The 24,856-nt window shown below is 62.5% G+C and carries 27 protein-coding genes; 15 read left to right on the top strand and 12 right to left on the bottom strand.

Annotation, left to right across the window (positions count from 1 at the left end; translation table 11 throughout):
- Positions 1-52 precede the first annotated feature (52 nt).
- Positions 53-1,168, bottom strand: a complete 1,116-nt coding sequence (locus tag ACT7DK_RS01325) for a branched-chain amino acid ABC transporter substrate-binding protein (protein WP_445395564.1) — start codon at positions 1,166-1,168, stop codon at positions 53-55.
- A 318-nt stretch (positions 1,169-1,486) separates the two neighbouring features.
- Here ACT7DK_RS01325 and ACT7DK_RS01320 point away from each other — a divergent pair, with 318 nt between their 5' ends.
- Positions 1,487-2,500, top strand: a complete 1,014-nt coding sequence (locus tag ACT7DK_RS01320) for a substrate-binding domain-containing protein (protein WP_445395562.1) — start codon at positions 1,487-1,489, stop codon at positions 2,498-2,500.
- A 120-nt stretch (positions 2,501-2,620) separates the two neighbouring features.
- On the opposite strand, the gene tdh is transcribed toward ACT7DK_RS01320, so the two are convergent.
- The 3 genes from tdh to ACT7DK_RS01305 form a co-directional block, all read right to left on the bottom strand.
- Positions 2,621-3,646 carry an L-threonine 3-dehydrogenase gene (tdh, locus tag ACT7DK_RS01315; protein WP_445395560.1) on the bottom strand — a complete coding sequence of 342 codons (1,026 nt, stop codon included), beginning with the start codon at positions 3,644-3,646 and terminating at the stop codon, positions 2,621-2,623.
- A 12-nt stretch (positions 3,647-3,658) separates the two neighbouring features.
- A complete protein-coding gene (locus ACT7DK_RS01310) occupies positions 3,659-4,849 on the bottom strand; it encodes a glycine C-acetyltransferase (protein WP_445395558.1) in 1,191 nt (396 codons plus the stop codon).
- A 96-nt stretch (positions 4,850-4,945) separates the two neighbouring features.
- A complete protein-coding gene (locus tag ACT7DK_RS01305) occupies positions 4,946-5,608 on the bottom strand; it encodes a TetR/AcrR family transcriptional regulator (RefSeq protein ID WP_445395556.1) in 663 nt (220 codons plus the stop codon).
- Positions 5,609-5,750: 142 nt separating this feature from the next.
- Here ACT7DK_RS01305 and rfaD point away from each other — a divergent pair, with 142 nt between their 5' ends.
- The 5 genes from rfaD to waaA all read left to right on the top strand — a co-directional run bounded on the left by rfaD (position 5,751) and on the right by waaA (position 11,861).
- On the top strand, positions 5,751-6,704 hold the full coding sequence (rfaD, locus tag ACT7DK_RS01300) for an ADP-glyceromanno-heptose 6-epimerase (RefSeq protein WP_445395554.1): 954 nt from the start codon (positions 5,751-5,753) through the stop codon (positions 6,702-6,704).
- A 14-nt stretch (positions 6,705-6,718) separates the two neighbouring features.
- Positions 6,719-8,488 carry a polysaccharide deacetylase family protein gene (locus ACT7DK_RS01295; RefSeq protein WP_445395552.1) on the top strand — a complete coding sequence of 590 codons (1,770 nt, stop codon included), beginning with the start codon at positions 6,719-6,721 and terminating at the stop codon, positions 8,486-8,488.
- Between the two features lie 28 nt (positions 8,489-8,516).
- Positions 8,517-9,128, top strand: coding sequence for an acyltransferase (locus ACT7DK_RS01290; RefSeq protein WP_445395550.1), 612 nt, complete (start codon positions 8,517-8,519; stop codon positions 9,126-9,128).
- Positions 9,129-9,535: 407 nt separating this feature from the next.
- Entirely contained in the window at positions 9,536-10,591 is a 1,056-nt protein-coding gene (waaF, locus tag ACT7DK_RS01285) for a lipopolysaccharide heptosyltransferase II (protein WP_445395548.1), read from the top strand.
- A 4-nt stretch (positions 10,592-10,595) separates the two neighbouring features.
- Positions 10,596-11,861, top strand: coding sequence for a lipid IV(A) 3-deoxy-D-manno-octulosonic acid transferase (gene waaA / locus ACT7DK_RS01280; protein ID WP_445395546.1), 1,266 nt, complete (start codon positions 10,596-10,598; stop codon positions 11,859-11,861).
- Here the strand turns inward: waaA and ACT7DK_RS01275 are convergent.
- The gene (locus ACT7DK_RS01275; RefSeq protein ID WP_445395544.1) at positions 11,846-12,553 is read right to left on the bottom strand and encodes a 3-deoxy-D-manno-octulosonic acid kinase; all 708 of its coding nucleotides are present in this window, start codon (positions 12,551-12,553) and stop codon (positions 11,846-11,848) included. The two genes, waaA and ACT7DK_RS01275, sit on opposite strands and share 16 nt — an antisense overlap.
- 85 nt (positions 12,554-12,638) lie before the next feature.
- Here ACT7DK_RS01275 and ACT7DK_RS01270 point away from each other — a divergent pair, with 85 nt between their 5' ends.
- Both ACT7DK_RS01270 and ACT7DK_RS01265 read left to right on the top strand, forming a co-directional pair.
- Complete coding sequence (locus tag ACT7DK_RS01270; protein ID WP_445395542.1) at positions 12,639-13,700, top strand: glycosyltransferase family 9 protein; 1,062 nt, start codon at positions 12,639-12,641, stop codon at positions 13,698-13,700.
- On the top strand, positions 13,697-14,476 hold the full coding sequence (locus ACT7DK_RS01265; protein ID WP_445395540.1) for a glycosyltransferase family 2 protein: 780 nt from the start codon (positions 13,697-13,699) through the stop codon (positions 14,474-14,476). Before ACT7DK_RS01270 ends, ACT7DK_RS01265 begins: the two co-directional genes overlap by 4 nt.
- Here the strand turns inward: ACT7DK_RS01265 and ACT7DK_RS01260 are convergent.
- Positions 14,445-15,470, bottom strand: coding sequence for a glycosyltransferase family 9 protein (locus ACT7DK_RS01260; protein ID WP_445395538.1), 1,026 nt, complete (start codon positions 15,468-15,470; stop codon positions 14,445-14,447). The genes ACT7DK_RS01265 and ACT7DK_RS01260 overlap by 32 nt on opposite strands.
- Positions 15,471-15,547: 77 nt before the next feature.
- On the opposite strand from ACT7DK_RS01260, the gene coaD reads away from it, so the two are divergent.
- The gene (gene coaD, locus ACT7DK_RS01255; RefSeq protein ID WP_094040654.1) at positions 15,548-16,027 is read left to right on the top strand and encodes a pantetheine-phosphate adenylyltransferase; all 480 of its coding nucleotides are present in this window, start codon (positions 15,548-15,550) and stop codon (positions 16,025-16,027) included.
- A gap of 104 nt (positions 16,028-16,131) precedes the next feature.
- Here the strand turns inward: coaD and mutM are convergent, their stop codons facing one another.
- From mutM to radC, 4 genes are all read right to left on the bottom strand, one after another.
- Positions 16,132-16,944 carry a bifunctional DNA-formamidopyrimidine glycosylase/DNA-(apurinic or apyrimidinic site) lyase gene (gene mutM / locus ACT7DK_RS01250; protein ID WP_445395535.1) on the bottom strand — a complete coding sequence of 271 codons (813 nt, stop codon included), beginning with the start codon at positions 16,942-16,944 and terminating at the stop codon, positions 16,132-16,134.
- Between the two features lie 92 nt (positions 16,945-17,036).
- Positions 17,037-17,204, bottom strand: a complete 168-nt coding sequence (rpmG, locus tag ACT7DK_RS01245) for a 50S ribosomal protein L33 (RefSeq protein ID WP_094040656.1) — start codon at positions 17,202-17,204, stop codon at positions 17,037-17,039.
- 11 nt (positions 17,205-17,215) lie between these two features.
- Positions 17,216-17,452, bottom strand: coding sequence for a 50S ribosomal protein L28 (gene rpmB / locus ACT7DK_RS01240; RefSeq protein ID WP_014291125.1), 237 nt, complete (start codon positions 17,450-17,452; stop codon positions 17,216-17,218).
- 131 nt (positions 17,453-17,583) lie between these two features.
- Positions 17,584-18,258, bottom strand: coding sequence for a RadC family protein (gene radC / locus ACT7DK_RS01235; protein ID WP_445395532.1), 675 nt, complete (start codon positions 18,256-18,258; stop codon positions 17,584-17,586).
- Between the two features lie 110 nt (positions 18,259-18,368).
- Here radC and coaBC point away from each other — a divergent pair, with 110 nt between their 5' ends.
- From coaBC to mscS, 4 genes are all read left to right on the top strand, one after another.
- Positions 18,369-19,577, top strand: coding sequence for a bifunctional phosphopantothenoylcysteine decarboxylase/phosphopantothenate--cysteine ligase CoaBC (coaBC, locus tag ACT7DK_RS01230; protein ID WP_445395529.1), 1,209 nt, complete (start codon positions 18,369-18,371; stop codon positions 19,575-19,577).
- Entirely contained in the window at positions 19,564-20,019 is a 456-nt protein-coding gene (gene dut / locus ACT7DK_RS01225; RefSeq protein WP_445395527.1) for a dUTP diphosphatase, read from the top strand. Before coaBC ends, dut begins: the two co-directional genes overlap by 14 nt.
- A gap of 17 nt (positions 20,020-20,036) precedes the next feature.
- Positions 20,037-20,636: a nucleoid occlusion factor SlmA gene (gene slmA / locus ACT7DK_RS01220; protein ID WP_445395525.1), complete on the top strand. Its 600-nt coding sequence runs from the start codon at positions 20,037-20,039 to the stop codon at positions 20,634-20,636.
- An 87-nt stretch (positions 20,637-20,723) separates the two neighbouring features.
- Positions 20,724-21,599, top strand: coding sequence for a small-conductance mechanosensitive channel MscS (mscS, locus tag ACT7DK_RS01215; protein WP_445395523.1), 876 nt, complete (start codon positions 20,724-20,726; stop codon positions 21,597-21,599).
- Positions 21,600-21,647: 48 nt separating this feature from the next.
- Here mscS and pyrE read toward each other — a convergent pair whose 3' ends face one another.
- Both pyrE and rph read right to left on the bottom strand, forming a co-directional pair.
- A complete protein-coding gene (gene pyrE / locus ACT7DK_RS01210; protein WP_445395521.1) occupies positions 21,648-22,289 on the bottom strand; it encodes an orotate phosphoribosyltransferase in 642 nt (213 codons plus the stop codon).
- 85 nt (positions 22,290-22,374) lie between these two features.
- Positions 22,375-23,097 (bottom strand): ribonuclease PH, encoded by a 723-nt coding sequence (gene rph / locus ACT7DK_RS01205; RefSeq protein ID WP_445395519.1) that lies wholly within the window; start codon positions 23,095-23,097, stop codon positions 22,375-22,377.
- 159 nt (positions 23,098-23,256) lie between these two features.
- On the opposite strand from rph, the gene ACT7DK_RS01200 reads away from it, so the two are divergent.
- Positions 23,257-24,120, top strand: coding sequence for a YicC/YloC family endoribonuclease (locus tag ACT7DK_RS01200; RefSeq protein ID WP_445395517.1), 864 nt, complete (start codon positions 23,257-23,259; stop codon positions 24,118-24,120).
- Positions 24,121-24,330: 210 nt separating this feature from the next.
- A complete protein-coding gene (locus ACT7DK_RS01195) occupies positions 24,331-24,693 on the top strand; it encodes a 50S ribosome-binding protein YggL (protein ID WP_445395515.1) in 363 nt (120 codons plus the stop codon).
- The last annotated feature ends 163 nt before the right edge of the window (positions 24,694-24,856 follow it).

The raw sequence follows: 24,856 nt of genomic DNA, 5'->3' as shown, positions 1-24,856 counted from the left end.
GTGATACCAAAGCGGGGCCGGCAGGCCCCGCTTGCGTCAGGAGGTGCTCCCCTTACAGCTGGGTGGAGGAGCCGTCCTTGTGCCATTCGAATACGCCGAACTCGAAACCGAGCAGGTCGCCCTTGTCATCCCAGGACAGGGGGCCCATCACGGTATTCACCGGCTCGGCACGCAGCGCCTCGGCCACCGCTTCCGGCTCGGTACCGGCCCGCTTGAGCCCCTCGGCGATGGCTTCCACCGCCGCATAGGTGGTCCATACAAAAGGTCCGGTGGGATCCTCGCCCTTGGCCTTGATCGCCTCCACCACGGCGGCGTTGGCCGGATCCAGGTCGTATTTCTTGGGCAGGGTGACCAGCAGGCCTTCGGAGGCGTCGCCGGCGATGGAGGTGATGTCCTTGTGGCCGACCCCTTCCGGTCCCATAAAGCGGGCCTTGAAGCCTTTCTCGGCGGATTGCCGCAGGATCAGCCCCAACTCCGGGTGATAGCCGCCGTAATAGACGAAGTCCACCTGCTCCCGCTGCAGCTTGGCGATCAGTGCCGAGAAGTCCTTGTCACCCGAGGTGATCCCCTCGTAGGCGACCACCTCGACGCCGGCACTCTTCAGCGCGTCACGCACGCTGGAGGCCAGGCCTTCGCCGTACTGCTTCTTGTCGTGGATCACCGCGATCCGCTCGGGCTTGGCATGCTCCAGGATATAACGGGCGGCGGTCGGCCCCTGGTCACTGTCGAGACCGATGGTACGCATCACGAATTCGAGGTCGCGTTCGGTAATGGCGGGGTTGGTGGAGGCCGGGGTCACCATCAGTATGCCTTCGTCGTCGTAAACGTCCGACGCCGGCAGGGTGCTGTCGGAGCACAGGTGACCCACCACAAACTGGACACCGTCGTTGACGATGCGGTTGGCCACCGCCACCGCCTGCTTGGGATCGCAGGCATCGTCGTATTCCACCGCCTCCAGGCTGTACTCACCCAGAGTACCGGACTGGTTGAGCAGCTCGACCGCCATGCGTCCACCGGTGAACTGCATGTCGCCGTATTGGGCCACGGCACCGGTTACCGGACCGGCGATGGCAATCTTTACGGTTTCCGCCGAGGTGGAAAAGGCCGCCCCATAACCCAGGGCGGCGAACACCGCGGCCGCTACCGCCTTCTTGTTCCATATGACCATGTAAATTCCCTCTGTCCTGATATTGGTCTTGCCGGAGATGATCCGGTCTGCCCTTTTTTCTAACCCTAGTGCGCCATTTCCACAAGAGAAAAATGCTTCAGATGGGGCTGGTTACAAAATAAAAACAAAGATTGTGAAGCCGGATCCCATCTGGACGGCAGCCATCACATGGCTTTGTATAAAAAACGGGCAGAACGACGGCATCTCCCCGGCATGTACCCGTTTGCAGCGGTACCTCCCTCCGGGCAGTGAGTACAAAAACACCATGTGGCGACGACATTTGTTACTATGTGGCCTTTCTCAGCTCGAGGTGTCAGCATGGCGACCATCAAAGATGTGGCAGCACAGGCGGGAGTGTCCATCTCCACCGTCTCCCATGTCCTCAACCGGACTCGCAAGGTAAGCGAGGCCGCCCGGGCCCGGGTGGAGCAGGCGGTACGGGAGCTCAACTACGCCCCCAACTCGGTGGCGCGCAGCCTCAAGGTCAACAACACCCGCACCATCGGCATGCTGGTGACCACCAGCGTCCACCCCTTCTTCGCGGAAGTGGTGCAGGCGGTGGAAGACCTCTGCTTCGAACTGGGTTACAGCCTGATCCTGTGTAATACCGAGAACCAGCCCGAGCGGCAGTTGATGCACCTGCGCATGCTGCTCGAGAAACGGGTGGACGGCCTGCTGGTGATCTGCACCGATACCCCCCCGTCCCTCACCGAGCTGTTGCAGCAGCACCCCAACCTGCCGCTGGTGATGCTGGACTGGAGCCGGGACAATGATTTCGCCGACATCATCCATGATAACGCCGACATTGGCGGCTATCTTGCTGCCAAATACCTTATAGAACAAGGACACCGGGATTTCGCCTGCATCACCGGCCATCTGCACAAGGGCACCAGCCAGCTGCGGCTGGACGGCTTCACCCGGGCGTTGACCGAAGCCGGCCTTGGCTTACCGCCCGAACAGATTATCGAGGGAGATTTCGAGAGCGAAAGCGGCTACCGAGCCATGCAGCGGTTGCTGCAGCAGGGGAGCAGGGCCTCGGCCATATTCGCCTTCTGCGACACCATGGCCTTCGGCGCCATCTGCGCCATCACCCAGGCCGGGCTCAGGGTGCCCCAGGATATCTCGGTGATCGGCTATGACGATGTCAATATGGCGCGCTTTACCAGTCCGCCGCTGACCACCATCTCCCATCCCAAACGCACCCTGGGCCGCTGGGCCCTGGAGCTGCTGCTGAAGCGGATCAAGGGGAAGGATCACCGGCCCGAGCAGCTGGAGCTCCAGCCCCGGCTGGTGGTGCGGGAATCGGTATGCCCGCCCGGGAGCAGGGAGTAGGAACTGAAAGCCGGAAGCCGGAAGCCGGAAGCCGGAAGCCGACAGAGGATGCCATATCCCCGGATTTCCCAAAGAACAGGGCCCGCCGAGGCGGGCCCTTGTTTAGCCAGGTGGGGCGGCTTACTGCCAGTCCAGTATCACCTTGCCGGACTGGCCCGAGCGCATCACGTCGAAGCCCTGCTGGAAGTCGTCCACCTTGAAATGGTGGGTGATGATGGGGGTCAGATCCAGGCCGGACTGGATCAGGCTGGCCATCTTGTACCAGGTTTCGAACATCTCTCGGCCATAGATGCCCTTAAGCACCAGGCCCTTGAAGATCACCTTGTTCCAGTCGATGGCCATGTCGGAGGGCGGTATGCCCAGCATGGCCACCTTGCCGCCGTGGTTCAGCTTGTCCAGCATGTCGCGGAAGGCCGCCGGCACCCCGGACATTTCCAGGCCCACGTCGAAGCCCTCGGTCATGCCCAGCTCGGCCATGACGTCGTCCAGTTTCTCCTTGGCCACGTTGACCGCCCGGGTCACGCCCATCTTGCGGGCCAGCTCGAGCCGGTATTCGTTGACGTCGGTGATCACCACGTGACGGGCACCCACATGGCGGGCCACGGCGGCGGCCATGATGCCGATGGGGCCGGCGCCGGTGATCAGCACGTCCTCGCCCACCAGATCGAAGGACAGGGCGGTGTGCACCGCATTGCCGAAGGGGTCGAAGATGGAGGCCAGGTCGTCGGAAATCTCGTCCGGCAGCTTGAAGGCGTTGAAGGCCGGGATCACCAGGTACTCGGCGAAGGCCCCCTCCCGGTTCACCCCCACCCCCACGGTGTTGCGGCACAGGTGGGTGCGGCCGGCGCGGCAGTTGCGGCAGTGGCCGCAGGTGATATGGCCCTCGCCGGACACCCGGTCGCCAATGTCAAAGCCACGTACTTCCTGGCCGATGGCCACCACCTCGCCCACGTATTCGTGGCCGACCACCATGGGTACGGGGATGGTCTTCCGGGACCAGTCGTCCCAGTTGTAGATGTGGATATCGGTGCCGCAAATGGCGGTCTTGCGGATCTTGATCAACAGATCGTTGTGACCCAGCTCGGGTTCGGGCACTTCCGTCATCCAGATGCCGGGTTCCGCTTTGAGTTTTGCCAGTGCTTTCATCGTCATGCCCCCTTAGATCACGCCCAGTTCCCGACCGACTTCGGTGAAGGCGGCGATGGCCCGGTCCAGCTGTTCGCGGCTGTGGGCCGCCGACATCTGGGTGCGGATGCGGGCCTGGCCCTTGGGTACCACCGGGAAGGAGAAGCCGATGACGTAGATGCCCCGCTCCAGCAGCCTGTCGGCCATGTTGGCGGCCAGGGCGGCGTCGCCCAGCATCACCGGAATAATGGCGTGATCCTTGCCTGCCAGGGTAAAGCCGGCGGCAGTCATCTTCTCCCGGAAGTAGTCGCTGTTTTCCCGCACCTTACGACGCAGCCCATCCCCGTCTTTCAGCATTTCCAGCACCTTGATGGAGGCGGCGACGATGGCCGGCGCCACCGAGTTGGAAAACAGGTAGGGACGGGAGCGCTGGCGCAGCCAGTCGATCATTTCTTTCTTGCCGGAGGTATAACCACCGGAAGCACCACCCAGGGCCTTGCCCAGGGTGCCGGTGATGATGTCGATCCGGCCCATCACCTCGCAGTATTCGGGGGTGCCCCGTCCCTGCTCGCCGACGAAGCCCACGGCGTGGGAGTCGTCCACCATCACCAGGGCGTCGTACTTGTCCGCCAGGTCGCAGATGGCCTTGAGGTTGGCGATGACGCCATCCATGGAGAAGACACCGTCGGTGGCGATCAGCTTGAAGCGGGCACCGTCGGCAGAGGCCTGTTGCAGGCAGGCCTCCAGCTCGGCCATGTCGTTGTTGGCATAGCGGTAGCGCTTGGCCTTGCACAGCCGCACCCCGTCGATGATGGAGGCGTGGTTGAGGGCATCGGAGATGATGGCATCTTCCGGCCCCAGCAGGGTTTCGAACAGGCCGGCATTGGCGTCGAAGCAGGAGGTGTAGAGGATGGTGTCTTCCATGCCGAGGAAGGCGGACAGCTCCGCTTCCAGCTGCTTATGCAGATCCTGGGTGCCGCAGATAAAGCGCACCGAGGCCATGCCGAAACCGTGGCTGTCCAGTCCCTGCTGGGCCGCCTTGATCAATGCGGGATGGTTGGCGAGTCCCAGGTAGTTGTTGGCACAGAAGTTAATCACTTCCCGCTGACCAACCTCGATGGCCGCACTCTGGGGCGAGGTGATCACCCGCTCCTGCTTGTAGAGCCCTTCGGCCTTGGTTTGCGCCAATTGCTCGCTGATATGAGCATAAAATGCCAACGACATACTGAACTCCCGTTATCAATCTGGCTGACTGGGTTGATTTCAGGTCATTTTACTGCCAGCAACCCACTTTGACACAATATATTCTGATCAAACTGGCTATTTGTGAAAGGGATCACTGGGCGTACGGGCCAGGGCCTGATAATGCCCCGACAACGTGGCCAGCTCGGCTCCCTTCTCCGGGTGAAAATAAGGCTTGAGCAGCAGCAACACCCGGGCCACGCCTTCATAGAGCACCGCCTGACTGATGCGGGGGTTGAGCGACTGGGCCGACTGATAGCTGACCCAGAAGGAAACGACCATCTTCAGGGTCTGGCTCAGGGGCTCTATCTCCTCGTCGGGGATGGCCAGCACCTGCTGCGCATTCAGCTCCCGCAGCAGGGCCTGCAGGTTGACTTCCAACTCCCGCTGCACCGCCAGGTACTTCTTGTGCAGTTCCGGGTCCCGGTGGAGGATATCGTTGAGGTTGGCGTAGAAGAAACGGAACTCCCACATCACATAGAAGATGGCGTCCAGGTAGTGAAACCACACCGCCGGGCTGGCGCTGGCCGGGCCGGTGACCGGAGTGAAGCTCTTGCGTAAATGCTCGGCATATTGCTGAAAAATACGATGAATAATGTCGTTTTTATTGCGAAAGTGATAGTAAAGATTGCCTGGACTGATGCCCAAATGGGCGGCGATATGGTTGGTGGTAACATTCGCCTCCCCCTGTTCGTTGAACAACTGCAGGGCGGCGGCAACAATACGGTCCTTGGTTTTCATCCTGTTAACCAATACTTACTGACATGACTGAATAGTAACACAGGCGGGCGAGTTAGTTTTCTACCGCCGAACCGTGATAAACTTCTGCCCTACTTTTCCCGTTTTGCCGGACAGGTTTCCGGCCAGCAAGAGGCAGACAGCGATGATCATTGTGACTGGCGGCGCCGGCTTTATCGGCAGTAACCTGGTGAAGGCCCTGAACGCGCAGGGGCGGACCGACGTGGTGGTGATCGATGATCTGACCGACGGCACCAAGTTCGTGAACCTGGTCGACCTGACCATCGCCGATTACCTGGACAAGGACGAATTCCTGCACCGCATCGTCTCCGGCGACGAATTCGAGGAGTGGGGCGGCATCGAAGTGATCTTCCACCAGGGCGCCTGCTCCGCCACCACCGAGTGGAACGGCAAGTTCATGATGGAGAACAATTACGAGTACTCCAAGGATCTGCTGCACTACTGCCTGGAGCGGGAAATCCCCTTTATCTACGCCTCCTCCGCCGCCACCTATGGTGGCCGCAACGACAACTTCATCGAAGAGCCCCGCTACGAGCAGCCGCTCAACGTTTACGGCTATTCCAAGCAGCTGTTCGACCAGTACGTGCGTCGTCTGCTGCCGGACATCCGCTCCCAGGTGGTCGGCCTCAAGTACTTCAACGTCTACGGCCCGCGTGAGCAGCACAAGGGCAGCATGTCGAGCGTGGCCTTCCACCTCAACACCCAGTTGCACAAGGGGGAAAACCCCAAGTTGTTCAGGGGCTGCGACGGCTACCCGGACGGTGGCCAGATGCGCGACTTCATCTACGTGGACGATGTCTGCAAGGTCAACTTCTGGTTCTGGCAGAACTCGCAGGTTTCCGGCATTTTCAACTGCGGCACCGGCCGCGCCGAACCCTTCCGGAACGTGGCCGAGGCGGTGATCAAATATCATGGCAAAGGCCAGATTGAATTCATCCCCTTCCCCGACCAGCTGAAGGGCCGCTACCAGAGCTTTACCCAGGCCGATCTGACCAAGCTGCGTGCCGCCGGCTACCCCCACGAATTCAGGACGGTGGCCGAAGGGGTAACGGAATACATGGCCTGGCTGAACAAATAACACCCGGGCCTCTCATGAATATACTGATGGCGTTGTCCCAGTTGGAGGTGACCGGAGCCGAGGTCTATGCCACCACTCTGGGCGACGAGTTGAGCCGACGTGGGCACAGGGTGTTTTATGTATCCGACACCCTGACCAAGCCTCACCAGGGTAAATACTTCCGGCTGCGCTTCAACAAGCGCAGCATCCCCCGCCGCTTCTGGCATGTCGGCTACCTGATCTGCCTCATCCGCAAGCACCGCATCCAGCTGGTGCATGCCCACAGCCGTGCCTCCAGCTGGAGCTGTTACCTGGCCTGCAAGCTGACCGGCACACCCATGATCACCTCGGTGCACGGCCGTCAGCCTGTACACGCCTCGCGCAAGAAGTTCCACGCCATGGGCGACCGTGCCCTGGCGGTATGCGAGGCGGTGCGGGACCAGTTGATCAGCGCCCTTGGCGTCGATCCCGGATTGATCGCCATCGGCCGCAACGGTATCGATACCCGCCATTACCAGCAGGTAGCCCCACCGGCCAACGAGCGCCCGGTGATCAGCATCGTCGGCCGGCTCACCGGCCCCAAGGGCGAGCTCTGCTACCGGCTGCTGGATCAGTGCCTGGATGCCGACCGCTACCGGGTGCAGGTGGCCTCCGGCTCCGAGCTTCCCGAACGCTTCCTGCGCTTCAAGGACAAGGTGGAGTTTCTCGGCTATGTGCAGGACGTGCCGGCACTGATGGCCCAATCCGATCTGGTGGTCGGCGCCGGCCGGGTGGCCATGGAGTCCATCCTGATGGGGCGGCCTACCTTCGCCATCGGCGAGGCCAGCGCCCCTGGGCTGGTGACCCAACACAATATCGACGCCGCCATGGCCAGCAACTTCGGCGATATCGGACCCAAGGATCTGGATATCGACTTCGCCACCCTGCCGGGCCAGATAGCGGCATCGCTGGCGTACAGGGGCACGGCTCCCGAGGTCATGGAGAAGGTGCGGAGCAGCTATGATCTCGTCGCCGTGGCCGACGAGCTGGAGCAACACTACCAGAGCGTCTATGTGCACCGGCTGCAGCGGGAAGTGCCCATCGTCATGTATCACCGCTTTATCCGTGATGACAGTGAAAAAGGCGTACATGGTACCTATCTGCACGTTGCCATGCTGGAAAAGCACTTCAAGTTACTCAAACGCCTCGGCTACCAGACCCTCACCTTTGCCGAGCTGGCCAACAAGGGCCTGGCCAGCCGACTGGAACCGGGCAAAAAGTACATCATCATCACGGTGGACGACGGCTACCGGGACAACTACGAGTTGCTGTTCCCCCTGCTGAAAAAATACGGTTTCAAAGCGGTGATCTACCTGGTGACCGGCGAGCGTTTCAATCGCTGGGACGTGGAACACCCCGACAACCCGGAAAAGCGGGTGGAGCTGATGACGCCGGAGCAGATCCGGGAAATGGCCGATTCCGGCCTGGTGGAATTCGGTGGCCATACCCTGACCCATCCGCACCTGAACCGACTGGGGCGGGATGCACAACACCGGGAAATCGCCGATAACAAGGCACAGCTGGAACAGCTGCTGGGCCGCCCCCTCGCCTCCTTTGCCTACCCCTTCGGCAGCCATAACGAAGACAGCAAGGCACTGGCCCAAGCACTGGGTTATCCCTTTGCCGTGGCCACCAACAGCGGCCCCCTGGCCATGCACGAAGACCCCTACCAGATCCGACGCATCGCCATCTTTCCCCGCACCGACGTGTTCGGATTGTGGCGGAAGATCAAAGGCGATTATGTTTTCCGAAAACACAACCATTAACGGATCATCCTGTTGGGCTTAATATTCCATGACAACGAGACTGACACTGAGGCTGCTGAACATCATAAAAAGCAAGGGTGGTGAAATCAGCACCACCCGCAACACCTATCTCATCTGGAACAAAATAAAAATTTCCGGCAAAAACAACAGAATAAACATCCTTGGCAATGGGAAACTACGGCGAAATACCATCAGCATTAAAGGCAGCAATAATATTATCGAGATCGAAGACGGCGCCAATATCAGCTTCAGCAACCTTGAGATTGTTGGCAACAACTGCTCGATAAAGATCGGTAGGCATACCGATATTGGTGGTGCCTACCTTTCCTCCAAAGGAGAAGGAACCTCATTGACCATAGGCGATCATTGCATGCTCTCACGCAACATCAATGTGATGACCTACGATGGCCACCCTATTTTCGATGCAGACACAAAGGTCATTCTGAACGCACCAAAAGATATTGTGATCGGGAACAAAGTCTGGGTTGCCGCCAATGCCACTATTTTGAAAGGTGTTACCGTGCATGATGGCAGCATAGTTGCTTTTGGCTCCATTGTAACCAGAGAAGTTTCCCCCGGAACCATCGTTGCCGGCTCCCCCGCCAAATCAATAAAAGAAAATATCGCATGGGAGCATTAGGCATGAAGGAAGGAATGAAAAACCTACATTATTTGGTCCGGCTCCCCCAGCATACCTATGCACATCCGAAGGATCGTTCATTTAACCATGCGCTACGGTTACCCATAACGCTCTCGTACCACACTAAGTTGAGCAGTCTTGCCGGACATGACACATGTGGGCGAATCAAAGCCAGGTTGGTCAGGGGTCGTTTAGCCTTGTCGGGACCTGCAAGTACCATTGTCAGCGCACCCTACCGCAGATTACCGACACCGTTCATTTCAGAGGAAGAAGCTCAACCATATCCACAGAAGGAAACGCCGAATTCGGTGAGCATTTTCACACCGCCATTGGCAAAGACGATGGCCGTTACTGGCTGTGCTGACCGGTGGTGCAATGAACCACTCTCTTTCAGGGGCAGAGCATAGATGAAAATATTGACGATTGGTCCCTCCTGGGTGGGCGACATGGTGATGTCCCAGAGCCTCTATATCACCCTGAAACGACGGCATCCCGACGCCGAGCTGCATGTGATGGCGCCGGCCTGGTGCTGTGCCCTGCTGGAGCGGATGCCGGAGGTGGACAAGGCCATAGTGATGCCGTTGGGCCATGGCGACTTCCGGCTGGCCGAGCGCTATCGTCTCGGTCGGGAGCTGGCGCAAGAAGGGTATGACTGGGCCATCGTCCAGCCCAACTCGCTCAAGTCGGCCCTGATACCGTTGTTTGCCGGTATCAAGCGGCGTACCGGCTGGAAGGGCGAGTCCCGCTACGGCCTGCTGAACGATTTGCGCAGCAACAAGGTCGATTTTCCGCTGATGGTGGAACGCTATGTGTCGCTGGCCTACCCCAGGGCACAGATGAAGGATAACCACTGTATCCCGGAATTGCCCTGGCCTGCGTTACAGGTTGACTTGCCCAACCAGCAACAAGCCCTGACCGAACTGGGCCTGAATACCGGCAGGCCGGTCCTGAGCCTCTGCCCCGGCGCCGAGTTCGGGCCGGCCAAGCGCTGGCCGGAGCAGCACTACGCCGAGGTTGCCCGACACCAGATCGAACAGGGCCAGCAGGTGTGGATTTTCGGTTCGGCCAAGGATATAGCGGTGGCGGAAGCCATCAGGCATTCTCTGCCGCAGAGATTACAGGAACACTGCCAGATACTGGCGGGCAGGACCTCGCTGCACCAGGCCATCGACCTGATGGCGCTCAGCACCGCCGTAATTTCCAACGACTCGGGGCTGATGCATATCGCCGCGGCCCTGCAACGCCCCCTGGTCGGCATCTACGGCTCCACCTCGCCCCAATACACCCCGCCGCTGGCCGAGCGGGTCGCCGTGGTCCATACCGATATCGAATGCCGTCCCTGCTTCAAGCGGGAATGCCCGCTGGGACACCTGAAGTGCCTGAAGGAACTGCCCGCCGAACGGGTGATTACCGCGCTTGAGCAATTGCTCGGCAACGAACTCATCCCCACCGTGGCCCGGTAGCCCCATGCTCTATCGCCTTATCTACAACCTGCTTATCCATCTGTTCAGCCCCGCCCTGCTGGCCGTGCTCTACTGGCCCAAACGGGGCAAACCGGGGTTCGGCCGGCGCTGGCCGGAACATCTGGGACGGGTCAGACCCACGTCAACCGAGGCGCCGCTCTGGCTGCATGCGGTCAGCGTAGGCGAAGTAGTGGCCGCCACCCCCCTGATCAAGGTGCTGAAGGCCGCGCATCCCACACTCCCCATAGTGGTGACCACCACCACCCGCACCGGGGCCGATCAGGTGGCCAAACTCGGCGTCCTGGTGGAGCACCGCTATGCGCCGCTGGATTTTCCCTGGGCGGTGGGCCTCTTTCTGCGCCGGATCCGGCCCAGGGCCCTGCTGATCATGGAAACCGAGCTCTGGCCCAACCTGCTCCACGCCTGTGGCCGGCGCCGGTTGCCGGTGCTGGTGCTCAATGCCCGGTTGTCGGCCCGTTCGGCCGCCAGATACCGGCGTTTTCACGGCATATTCCGGCTGCTGTCCGCCGATATCGCTCATCTCGCCTGCCAGCACCGGGACGACGCCGAGCGCTTCGCCGGGCTGGGCATTCCCCGCGATCGACTCAGCGTCACCGGCTCTGTGAAGTTCGATATCGAGTACGGCGAGGGTATCATCGAGCAGGGCCGGCAGTTAAGGCAACAGCTGGGCGCCCAACGCCCGCTCTGGATTGCCGCCTCCACTCATGAAGGCGAAGATGAGCAGCTACTCGCCGCCCATCGCCGGTTGCTGCAACGGCATCCCGATGCCCTGTTGCTGTTGGTGCCGCGCCATCCCCAGCGATTTGATCAGGTAGCGGAGCTGGTGACGCGGCAGAACTTCGCGCTCTGTCGCCGTACCGATGACAATCCCGGCCCGCAGACCCAGGTCTATCTGGGTGATACCATGGGCGAGCTGCCCGTCATGCTGGCGGCGGCCGACATCGCCTTTGTCGGCGGCAGCCTGATCGAGCGGGGCGGGCACAACCTGCTGGAGCCCGCCGCCCTGGGCAAGCCGGTGCTGACCGGCCCTTCCACCTTCAATTTCAGCGATATCACCCGTCAGTTGGTGGCGGCCGGTGGTACCCGCATCGTCGCCGATGGCAACGAACTGGCCACCACCCTGGAGTCATTGTTCGCCGAAACGGAACGGGCCCGGGCCATGGGCCGACAGGCCCTGGCGGTGGTCGGCGCCAACCGGGGCGCCCTGGCCAGGACCCAGGCCCTGATCAAGTCTCAACTGGATCTGTAACCGCTCAGCAGCGCCTGCCAGTCCTGCTCACTCCAGTTAAAATCGGGATGCAGGCCCTGCTCCTTGCGGAAGGAGCGCAGCAGCCGCTCCATGTTCTCCCGGGACCAGCTACCGGGCTGGCGGAAGTGGCACTTGTCGAAGTCGATCAGCCAGCTCTTGCCGCCCTCGTCCAGCAGCACATTGTGGCTGTTGAGATCCGCATGGTAGAGGCCGGCATCGTGGAACTGGCGGATGGTCCTGCCGATACCCTGCCATTCCTGCTTGTTCAATGCCTGTTCCTTGAGGATAGCCACCAGATCACGGGCGTTGTTGATACGGGTAAGGATGATGTCGGCCCGGTACACCAGGTTGGAGCGCACCATGCGGGCGGCGCAGGGCCGGGGCACCGGCAGGCCGCGGCGGTGCAGCTTGGCCAGCACGGTGAATTCCGCCATGGCCCGGCTCTTGGACTCGGCCACGTGCAGGAAGGTATCCTCCATCACCCGACCTATCATGCCGCCTCTGTAGTAATGGCGCAGCACCTTGTGGCCCACTTCGTCCTCCACGAACCAGGTGGTGTTGCGCCCTACCGCCTTGCCGCGGATGGCGTTCTGCTCGCGCCAGTAGTCAATCTCAAAAAAGTCCCGGTTAAAGTCCCCAAAACACTCCGGGTCGTACCAAATAATCTCGGAGCCGTGCTCAATTCGTTCCATTGCCATCCCCCCAGCGAAAACACGGATTTTACATGGCCCGAAAGCCTTTGCATAATGCCGGACTCAGTTTAACGAGAGTTCACCTATGGCACTGTTCTCCACGGCTCCCGAGTCCCTTTGTGTATTGCGCTTATCCGCCATCGGCGACTGCTGCCATGCGGTGGCTTTGGTGCAGGCCATCCAGCGCCAGTGGCCCCAGACCCGCATCACCTGGGTCACCGGCAGGGTGGAAGCCGGCCTGCTGCAACTGCTGCCCGGGGTGGAGGTGATCCCCTTCGACAAGAACGCCGGCTGGAAAGGCTACCTCGCCCTGTGGCGGCAACTGCGGGGACGCCGCTTCGACGCCCTGCTGCATATGCAGGCGGCCCTGCGCGCCAGCCTGGCCAGCATGGGGATCCGGGCCCGATACCGGCTGGGTTTCGAGCGGGAGCGGGCCAAGGACGGGCAGTGGCTGTTCACTAACCTCAGGGTGGCCGCCACCGGCGACCATGTGGTGGACGGCTTTATGGGCTTCGGCCGGGCACTGGGGCTGGACGATGTCTCCCCGAGCTGGTCCCTGCCCCTGCCGGCAGCCGAGCTGGAGTGGGCCCGCCCGCACCGGGACCAACGTCCACTGCTGCTGATCTGCCCCGCCGCCAGCAAGGCATACAAAAACTGGACCGCCGACGGTTACGCCGCCCTCGCCGATCATGCCCACGAGCGCGGCATGAAGGTGATCCTGATTGGCAGCCCCGCCAAGATGGAGCGGGATCTGGCGGAGAAAATCTGCAATATTAGCGACAACATCGATGAAAACCTGGTGGGCAAGACCAGCCTGCCGCAACTGCTGGCGCTGATCGAAACCGCCAGCCTGGTGGTCGCGCCGGATACCGGTCCCACCCACATGGCGACCCTGGTCGGCACCCCCGTCATCGGCCTCTACGCCCACCACAACCCCCGACGTACCGGCCCTTACCGCTGCCGGGACTACGTGGTCAGCGTCTACGAAAAGGCCTTGCTGGCGGAAACCGGCAAGACCCCCGAGCAGTTGCCCTGGCGTACCCGGGTCAGGGATCCGCACGCCATGCAGCGCATCACCCTCGAGCAGGTGATTATCCAGTTCGACCGCATCACCCGGGATTTCAATCTGTTGCAGGAGCCTTCATGAGCCAGCGCCCCACCCTCGCCGCCGTCCTGATCGTCAAGAACGAGGCGGACAACCTGGCCGACTGCCTGGCCACCCTGGACTGGGTGGACGAAATCGTGGTTCTGGACTCGGGCAGCACCGACCGCACCCGGGAGGTGGCCGAGGCCGCCGGTGCCCGCTTCTTCGAAAACACCGATTGGCCCGGCTTCGGCCGCCAGCGGCAACTGGCCCAGGGCAGGGTGCAATCCGACTGGGTGCTGTGGGTGGACGCGGACGAGCGGGTCACCCCCGAACTCAGGGCCAGCATCGAGGCGGTGCTGGCCCGGCCCACCGATGACACCGTCTACGCGATTTCCCGCCTGTCCTGGGTGTTCGGCCGCTTTATCCGCCATTGCGGCTGGTACCCGGATCGGGTGCTGCGGCTCTACCCCAGGGCCCTCACCGGCTACAACGACGCCCTGGTACACGAAAAGGTGGAGCTGAAGCCGGGCATCAGAACCGCCCGCCTGCGGGGGGATCTGCTGCACTACACCTACCGGGATCTGGAGCACTACCTGGTCAAGTCGGCCGGCTACGCCGCCGCCTGGGCCCGGCAGCGGGCCGAGCGGGGCAAAAAGGGTTCCCTGGCCCAGGGGCTGCTGCACGGGGTGGGCTGCTTCCTCAAGATGTACCTGCTGAAGGCGGGCTTCCTGGACGGCCGGCCGGGCCTGCTGCTGTGCCTGCTGTCGGCCCATTCCACCTTCGTGAAGTATGCCGACCTCTGGGTCAGGACAGAAACGTCCGGGCCCAGGGAGTAACCGCCGCCGCTACCGCAGTCACGTCCACCCGGCTCATGTCCTCCACCTGCTCCCCGGCCTCGCCGGGAGGATGAAAGGCCAGGTGCCGCCCCTCGCTGTTCAGCGGCCGCCAGCGCAGCGGCGTGGCCGAGCGGCGCAACGGGAAAAAGCCCACCGTGGGGACGTCCAGGGCGGCGGCGATATGCAGGGGGCCGGTGCTGCCGGCCACGAACAGGCTGCCGCAGGCCAGCAGCCGGCAGAAGGCCGGCAGGGGCAGATCCCGGGCCACCACCGCCCCCACCCCGGCCTCGGCCGCGACCTGCTCCGCCAGCGCCGACTCCCCGGGTCCGGCGGTGAGCACCGGCTGGACGGCGGGGAACTGGCTGCATAGTGCCTGCATCAGTTGTGCATACTGGCCGGCCGAGAGGTTGTTGGCCGAACCGCCGCTGCCCGCGTGCACCAGCAGCCAGGGTCGGTCGGCCACCAGCCCCAACGCCGCCGCCAGCTCCGCCCGGAAAGGGGCCAGCTCGGCGGCCTCGAAACCCAGGTAGGGCGGCGCGGGCTCGACCGGCGTCACCCCATGATGACGCAGGAAGGCCCGCACCAGATCCAGGTTGTACTCGTACTCGGGCTTGGCGGAGCGGGAACGGCGCTGGGTCACCCTGTGGTTGTAGAGCAACTGGGCCAGCTTGGTGGCCGGCGCCCAGCGTTGTGGGATGCCCGCCTGCCACATCAGCCTGGCGTTGCGAAAGTTGGAGAACAGGCAGATAACCGCATCGAACCGGCCGCTTCTCAGCTGATCCAGCAGGGCCTGTTGCGCGGCCGGTGCCCCGTCCTTGCCCGGATCCAGCAGCACCCGGTCGATGCTCGGGCAAAGTTCGGCCAGCTCTCGGGTATAGGCGGGGACTAGGGCGACCACCTCGCAGCCGAGCGAGGCCTTGAGCATGGCAAAGGCCGGCCAGGCCAGCATAAAGTCGCCTATCTTGTCGTTGCGAACCACCAGTACCCGTTTCATATCGCGCTCCACCTTGTTCCTGTGCTGCGGTATTCTACCCCAAACTCTTCAGCTGCGTTTGCCAATAAGGACATCCCATGAGCATCAGGGTCATCTACCCCGGCACCTTCGATCCCATCACCAACGGTCATCTGGATCTGATAGAGCGCGCCTCCCGACTGTTCAACGAAGTGGTCGTGGGGGTGGCCTTCAGCCCCAGCAAGCGGCCCATGTTCTCGCTGGACGAGCGGGTTGAACTGGTGAAGGAGGTCACCGGCCAACTGGGCAACGTCACGGTAGTGGGCTTTTCCGGCCTGCTGGTGGACTTCGCCCGGGCACACCGGGCCAATGTGCTGATCCGCGGCCTGCGCGCCGTATCCGATTTCGAGTACGAGTTCCAGCTCGCCAACATGAACCGGCGGCTGATGCCGGAGCTGGAAAGCGTCTTCCTCACCCCGGCGGAGGAGAACTCCTTTATCTCCTCCACCCTGGTGAAGGAAGTGGCGATCCACGGCGGTGATATCAGCCAGTTCGTGCCCGCCGCCGTGGCCGAGGCGGTGGCCACCAAACTGGGCTGAAGGCGTGAGGCGTGAGGCGTGAGGCGTGAGGCGTGAGGCGTGAGGCGTCAGTATGATACCTCTCTCGCCTTACCCCTTACGCTTCCCCCCTTACCACCGGGTAGTCACCGCTGGCAGAGCGGGCAGAACACGGTGCTGCGGCCGTTCATGCGTACCTCGCGCAGCAGGGTGCCGCAGCGGGTGCAGGGCTGCCCGGCCCGGCCGTACACCTGCAGTTCCTGCACGAAGTAGCCGGGCTTGCCGTCGCTGCCGGTAAAGTCCTTCAGGGTGGTGCCGCCCTGGCCGATGGCCCGCGCCAGCACCGCCTTGATCTCCCCGGCCAGTGTCAGGTAGCGCTCCCGGCCGATGTTGCCCGCCTCCCGTTTGGGGCTGATGCCGGCGCCGAACAGCGACTCGTTGGCGTAGATATTGCCCACCCCCACCACGATATGGTTGTCCATGATGAACTGCTTGATGGCCGTCTTGCGGCCCCGGCTGCGCTGGTAGAGGTAGTCGCCGTCGAAGGCCTCGGTGAGCGGCTCGGGCCCCAGCCCGGCCAGCAGCGGGTGCTGCTCCGCCGGCGCCCGGGTCCACAGCAGGCAGCCGAAGCGGCGCGGATCGTTGAGCCGCAGCAGCTTGCCGTTGGCCAGCTCGATATCCACATGATCGTGCTTGCCCGCCGGCGTGCCCTGGGGCAGCACCTTGAGGTTGCCGGACATGCCCAGGTGCAGAATGGCGGTGCCCCAGTCGGTTTCCAGCAGCAGGTACTTGGCCCGGCGGCGGATGCCGACGATGGTGAGCCCCGCCAGCTCCTGGATTTCCGCCGGCACCGGCCAGCGCAGGCTGGGGTTGCGCACCACCACCCGCATCACCGACTCCCCCAGCAGATGAGGGGTTATGCCCAAACGGCTGACTTCGACTTCTGGTAACTCCGGCATCTCGCCCTCCTGCTACAGTGAGGCGGCAGTATAGCCAAGGTGGCGGCCATAAAAAAACCCGGCCGGGGCCGGGTTTTTTCGAGGGCAGGACCTTACTTGATCTTGCCTTCTTTGTAGATCACATGCTGACGGATCACGGGATCAAACTTTTTGATCTCCATTTTCTCGGGCATGTTGCGCTTGTTCTTGGTAGTGGTGTAGAAGTGACCAGTACCAGCGCTGGAGTTCAGGCGGATCTTCTCGCGAATACCTTTAGCCATGGGTTATCTCCTTAGACCTTTTCGCCACGGGCACGCAGGTCAGCCAGGACACTGTCGATACCTTTTTTGTCGATGATACGCATACCCTTGGTGGTGATGCGCAGTTTTACAAAACGCTTCTCGCTTTCAACCCAGAAACGGTGGGTCTGCAGGTTGGGCAGGAAGCGACGCTTGGTGGCGTTGTTGGCGTGAGAGCGGTTGTTACCAACGGCTGGCCGCTTACCAGTTACTTGGCATACTTTAGACATGTCAGTCTTCTCCAAAACTTACTTTTGCTCGAGCAATCAATCACCCCGTTGGCCGTCTGTCGGGGCAAAATAAGGCGGCAATTTATACAGCATACCGCGCCCGAGATCAACTAAAAGCCGAGCGTCCGGCACTAAAGCCAGCCACGCTCGGCAAAAGATACGGTTTCACCGTCACCAACCACCAGATGATCCAACACCCGGATATCCAGCAGCCCCAGGGCGGCCTGAATGCGTTCGGTGATCATGCGATCCGCCCGGCTGGGCTCGGCCACTCCGGACGGATGATTATGCACCAAAATGACCGCGGCGGCACCCAGTTTCAGGGCCAGGGCCACGATTTCCCGCGGGTACACCGCCGCCGCGTCCAGGGTGCCGAAAAACAGCTCGTGGAAGCGGATCACCCGGTGCTGGTTGTCGAGCAGCAGCAGGGCGAACACCTCCCGGCCCCGGTCCCGCAGTTGCGCCTGCAAATACTGCCGGGTCAGCTCGGGGCTGGTGAGGGCATGCTCGCGCACCAGCTTTTCGTCGAGAAAGCGGCGCATCAGCTCCAGGCTGGCCTGCAACTGCACGAACTTGGCCAACCCCAGGCCGGGCCCCTCGCAGAAACGGTGCTGATCCGCCAGCAGCAACTGGCGCAGGGAGCCGAACTGGCTCAGCAGGGTACGCGCCAGGGTCACCGCGTCCATGCCCCGGCTGCCGGTGCGCAGAAAAATCGCCAGCAGTTCCGCATCCGACAGGCTGGCCGGCCCCCGGCTCAGCAGTTTTTCCCGGGGGCGCTCCCCCTCCGGCCAGTCCTTGATGCTCATTGACGCTCCCCCCTGCCCAACCGTTAAAGCCTAGCCCAGACTCCGCCCGGGCCGCACAATTCACCCGTTTGTGGTAATCTTGCCGGCCTGTCCAGTTAGGGAACGCAGCCATGTCATTAACGGGAAAACGCATAGTTATCGGCATCACCGGCGGGATCGCGGCCTACAAGAGCGCCGAGCTGGTGCGCCGCCTCAAGGAGCGGGGTGCCGAGGTCCGGGTGGTGATGACCGAGTCCGCCAAGGCCTTTATCACCCCGCTCACCCTGCAGGCGGTGTCGGGCGAGCCAGTATCCGACTCCCTGCTGGACCCGGCCGCCGAAGCCGGCATGGGCCATATCGAGCTGGCCCGCTGGGCCGAGCTGCTGCTGATCGCCCCGGCCAGCGCCAACACTCTGGCCCGGCTGGCCGCCGGCCTGGCCGATGATCTGCTCACCACCCTCTGCCTGGCCACCCCGGCCGCGGTGGCGGTGGCCCCGGCCATGAACCAGCAGATGTACCGCCACGCCGCCACCCAGGCCAACCTGGCGACCCTGGCCGGCCGCGGACTGGCCATCTGGGGTCCGGCCCGCGGCGAGCAGGCCTGCGGCGACGTGGGACCGGGCCGGATGCTGGAGCCGATGGCGCTGGTGGCCGAGGTGGAGCATCATTTCGCTCCCCAAGCCCGGCCCCTGGCGAGCATCAAACTGATGCTCACCGCCGGTCCCACCCGCGAGGCGCTGGACCCGGTGCGGTTCATCTCCAACCACAGCTCCGGCAAGATGGGCTTCGCCCTGGCGGCGGCGGCACGGGAGCTGGGTGCCGAGGTAACCCTGGTGAGCGGCCCCGTCGGCCTGGCCACCCCGACCGGCGTGACCCGCATCGAGGTGGAAAGCGCCCGCCAGATGCACCAGGCGGTGATGGCGCGCATCGCCGAGCAGCAGATCTTCATCGCCTGCGCCGCCGTCGCCGACTATGCCCCCAGGACGGTGGCCGAGCAGAAAATCAAGAAAACCGCCAGCGACACCCTGGTCATCGAACTGACCAAAAACCCCGATATCGTCGCCGAGGTGGCGGCCTTGCCGAGCAAGCCCTTTACCGTGGGATTTGCGGCGGAAACCCGGGATGTGGAAAAATACGCCCGGGACAAGCTCAGCCGCAAGGGGCTGGACATGATCGCGGCCAACGACGTGGCCAAGGCCGGACAAGGCTTTAACAGCGACGACAATGCCCTCACCGTGTTCTGGCCGCAAGGCCGGGCCGATTTACCCCTGGCCGGCAAGACCCAGCTCGCCAGGCACCTGATGACCCTGATTGCAGACCGATACCATGAACACCATTGAACTGAAGATCCTCGACCCCCGCGTGGGCACCGACTTCCCGCTGCCGGCCTACGCCACCCCGGGTTCCGCCGGCCTGGACCTGCGCGCCTGCCTGGACGCGCCCCTGGAGCTGGCCCCGGGCGACACCACCCTGCTCCCCACCGGCATCGCCATCCATATCCAGGATCCCGGCCTGTGCGCCACCATACTGCCCCGCTCCGGCCTGGGCCATAAGCACGGCATCGTGCTGGGCAACCTGGTTGGCCTGATTGACTCTGACTACCAGGGCCAGTTAATGGTATCCTGCTGGAACCGCGGAAAGGATCATTTCACCATCCAGCCGGGGGAGCGCATCGCCCAGTTGGTGATCCTGCCCGTGGTACAGGCCCAATTTACGGTAGTTGACGAATTTGACCAAAGCGAGCGGGGAGAAGGCGGTTTCGGCTCTTCCGGTCGCCACTAACCAAGTTGAGTGCGCCTATGGCCAATACCCAGAACAAGAAAAACCGTCGTGAACAAATCCTGCAGGCCCTGGCCCACATGCTGGAAACCAGTCCGGGGCAGCGGATCACCACCGCCAAGCTGGCGGCGGCGGTGGGCGTGTCGGAAGCGGCGCTTTACCGCCACTTTCCGAGCAAGGCCCGGATGTTTGAGGGATTGATCGACTTCATTGAGGAAACCCTGTTTTCCCGGATCAATCTCATTCTTCAGGATGAAAAGGACAGCGCCCTGCGCCTGCGCTACATACTGCAACTGGTACTGGGCTTTTGTGAACGCAACCCCGGCATCACCCGCCTGCTCAACGGCGACGCCCTGCAGGGCGAGCATGAGCGGCTGCTGGTGCGCATCAACCAGTTGTTCGATCGGCTGGAAACCCAGCTCAAGCAGGTGATGCGCGAGCGCCGGCTGTACGAGGGCGAAGGCTTCGCCGAAAACGAGACGGTGCTGGCCAACCTGCTGCTGGCCTATGCGGAAGGTCGCATCAACCAGTATGTTCGCAGCCAGTTCCGCGTCAAACCCACCCACAACTTCGACAGTCACTGGCAATTGCTGCACCGGCAGCTGGCCGTGGCCGCCTGACGCCCGCCGTCACTGCTCCCCCGCCCTTGCCGCCACCATCACCGGCAAGGGCGCGACCACAGCAACAATAACGAGAGAGGCACGTTTATGGATACAGAATTGCTCAATACCGACATGCTGAACGAGGCCCAGAGCTGGATCGTCAACAACCAGGGGCTGATCATCGAGTATTCGGTGAATATCGCCGCCGCCCTGCTCACCCTGCTCATCGGTTTCATGGCGGTCGGCATGCTGACCGGCGGCCTGAACAGGGTACTCAAGGCGCGCAAGGTCGACAGCACCATCTCCGACTTCGTCACCAGCCTGCTCAAGTACGGCCTGCTCGCCTTCGTGATCATCGCCGCCATGAGCCGGGTGGGAGTGCAGACCGCCTCCTTCGTGGCCATCGTCGGTGCCGCCGGTCTGGCCGTGGGCCTGGCGCTGCAGGGTTCGCTGTCCAACTTCGCCGCCGGCGTGCTGCTGATCGGCTTCCGCTTCTTCAAGGCCGGCGACTACGTGGAGGCGGCCGGCACCGCCGGCACCGTGCACTCGGTACAGATCTTCACCACCATACTGCTGACCCCGGACAACCGCATGATAGTGGTGCCCAACTCCAAGATCCTCAACGACAACATCATCAACTATTCCAAGGAAAAAACCCGCCGCATCGACCTGGTGATCGGCGTCTCCTACAGCGCCGACCTGAAGAAGACCAAGGAAGTGCTCACCCGCATCGTCAACGAGGACAGCCGTATCCTGAAAGAGCCCGAGTGCCGCATCGCGGTGAACAACCTGGGCGCCTCCTCCGTCGACTTTATCGTGCGCCCCTGGGTGCAGGCGGAGGATTACTGGAACACCCGCTTCGATCTGCTGGAAAAGATCAAGAACGAGCTGGACGCCAACGACATCGGCATCCCCTTCCCGCAGATGGACGTGCACCTGCACCAGAAGGAACCCCAGCGGCTGAAGCGGGAAGTTGCCTGACTCCGCCGCCTTCAGCCACAAAAAAGCCGCTTTTCAGCGGCTTTTTTATTAGATCCCGTACTGCTCCCGGTAGGCCCGGACCCGCTCCAGGTGCTCCGCCATCTCCGGCTTTTCACCCAGGTAGTCGATCAGATCCGCCAGGGTGATGATGGCGGTGACCCGGGCCTGGTAGTCCCGCTCCACTTCCTGGATGGCGGACAGCTCGCCCTTGCCCTTTTCCTGGCGGTCCAGGGCGATCAGCACCCCGGCCAGGGTGGCGCCGTTGGCCTGGATGATGTCCATGGACTCGCGGATGGCGGTGCCGGCGGTGATCACGTCGTCCACCAGCATGATGCGCCCGGCAAGCGGGCTGCCCACCAGGTTGCCGCCTTCGCCGTGATCCTTGGCTTCCTTGCGGTTGAAGCAATAGGGCACGTCCAGGTCGTGCACCTCCGCCAGTTGCACCGCGGTGGCGCTGGCGATGGGAATGCCCTTGTAGGCGGGACCGAACAAGACGTCGAATTCCACCCCCGCATCCACCAGGGCCGCGGCGTAGAAACGGCCCAGCCGGGCCAGATCCCGGCCGCTGTTGAACAGGCCGGCATTGAAGAAATAGGGGCTCTTGCGCCCGGACTTGAGGGTGAATTCGCCGAACTTGAGCACGGACTTGCTCATGGCGAACTCGATAAACTCACGCTGGTAGGCTTTCATTCTGCTCTCCGCAATATGGGTTGTTTACAGAGGGTCTGCTTATCGAGCCCGCCCCCCTGACATCAGTGTCGTAAAGACCCGCGGTTTAACCGGCAATGGCCCGGCGCTGGTGCTCCACCAGCTCGTCAATGCTCTGTCGGGCCAGGGCCAGCATGGCCAGCAGCTCTTCGTGGCTGAAGGGCTCGCCTTCCGCCGTGCCCTGCACCTCTATCATCTTGCCCTCGGCGGTCATCACCACGTTCATGTCGGTTTCCGCCGCCGCGTCCTCGGTGTATTCCAGATCCGTCACCGCCAGACCGTCGACGATGCCCACCGACACGGCGGCCACCAGGGTCTTGAGGGGATGGGTGGCGATCATGCCCTTTTCCTGCATCCATTGCAGGGCGTTGGCCAGGGCCACGCAGGCGCCGGTGATGGAGGCAGTACGGGTGCCGCCGTCGGCCTGGAGCACGTCGCAGTCCACGGTGATGGTGTACTCGCCCAGGGCCTTGAGATCCACCGCCGCCCGCAGGGAGCGGGCGATCAGCCGCTGGATTTCCATGGTGCGTCCCCCCTGCTTGCCCTTGGCCGCCTCCCGCTGCATCCGGCTGTGGGTAGAGCGGGGCAGCATGCCGTATTCCGCCGTCACCCAGCCCTGGCCCTTGCCCTTGAGGAAGCGGGGCACCCCGGTTTCCACGGTGGCGGTGCACAGCACCTTGGTATGGCCGAACTCCACCAGCACAGAGCCTTCCGCGTGACGGGTATAGTTGGTGGTGATGGTGACCGGCCGGATTTGATCGGGCGCGCGTCCGCAGGCTCGTGTTGACATGGGATCCTCCAAGTGGGGTGAAAAGCGGGCCTCGCCCGGCGGGCGAAGTGGCGCCATTATAGAGAAAGCGGGCGGCCATTGCATGCCGTCCGCCATTGGCGCCGGCCCCACCCTGTGTCACACTCTGGGTATGAGGCCCAATTACCAGATGAGAACCCCATGATCCACAGCATGACCGCCTATGCCCGTCAGGAATTCAAGCAAGACTGGGGCACCGCCGTGTGGGAAATCCGCTCGGTCAACCAGCGCTACCTGGAAACCTACACCCGCCTGCCCGAGCAGTTCCGCGGCCTGGAGCCCCTGGTGCGGGAAAAACTGCGGGCCCGGCTGCAACGGGGCAAGGTGGAATGCGGCCTGCGCTTCGAATCCAACCTGGCCAACCAGGGCCAGTTGCAGATGAACAAGGCCCTGGCCGAGCAGTTGATCGAAGGCGCCACCTGGGTGATGGAAAAAGCCGGCCACGGCAGCATGAACCCCTTGGACATACTGCGCTGGCCCGGGGTGATGGAAGCTCAGGCCCAGGACATGGACGCGCTCAGCAACGCCCTGCTCGCCTGCCTTGACCAGGTCATCGACGACTTCCTCGCCGCCCGGGCCAGCGAAGGCGACAAGCTGAGAGCGCTGATCGAGCAGCGGCTTGACGGCATCGAGCAGGAAGTGGCCAAGGTGAAGACCCATATGCCCGACGTGCTCGCCTGGCAACGCCAGCGCCTGCAGGAGCGCTTCGAAGAGGCCAGACTCGAGCTGGATCCGCAGCGGCTGGAGCAGGAAATGGTGCTGCTGGCGCAGAAGGTGGACGTGGCCGAAGAGCTGGACCGCCTCGGCGCCCACATCGCCGAAACCCGCAAGATCCTCAAGAAAGGCGGCGCCTGCGGCCGGCGGCTGGACTTTATGATGCAGGAGTTCAACCGAGAGTCCAACACCCTGGGCTCCAAGTCGATCAACGCCGACATCACCGCCTCGGCGGTAGAATTGAAGGTGCTTATCGAGCAGATGCGGGAGCAGATCCAGAATATCGAGTGATGCCTCGCCAAGCGTTATCTGCTCAATCCGGCCCTTGTTTTACAAGGGCTTTTTATTGCTACTCTCTTGGTTTCCCATTGAGTTTCCCCCAGTCATCATCCGACTGCCATGCTCTTTACCTTCAAACACAATGAGGGCAATAATCCCCCTCGAATACCACTACTGCCTCAGTTCGGCGGAGCCGGACTACACAGGAACAAGGCTATTAACATGACATTGCAGCAATCCGACCTACATAAAAAACGCTCCCGTCGCCTGCGCAAAAAACTGCGCGTGGGTGAGTTTCGGGAGCTTGGCTTTGCCATCACCTTCCGCTTCGATAGTCAGCGTTACACCCTGGATGAAGCCCTTGATCGTTGGATTGAATTTGTCGAGTCCCGGGACTGGGGTTTTGGCGGGGGCGGGGGCGAAGGCTCCGATATCCTGTCGGGATATCTCTCCCGCTTTGCGCGGGGTACGCTCGGTGAGGCAGATCGCGAATGCGCCCGCGAGTGGCTCGAGAGCCAGCCGGGGTTTACCTGCATCCGTTGTGGCGAGCTGAGCGATGTCTGGCACGGCCCGTGGGAAGATTGAATCGTGACCAGCGTGCCGATGAGCCGGCGGGTCACCCATCAAATGAGGACAAGGTCTGCTTTCCCCATGAGGTGGTGGGACCGCGAACCGGACCAGGCTTGTCACCGCAGGCCGCCCGGCGCAGCTACCGCGGTCTGAGTCAGGCCGCGCGGACGGCGCCGGC

This window comes from Zobellella sp. An-6 (assembly GCF_052487945.1).
This window is presented reverse-complemented; position numbering and strand designations above follow the sequence as displayed.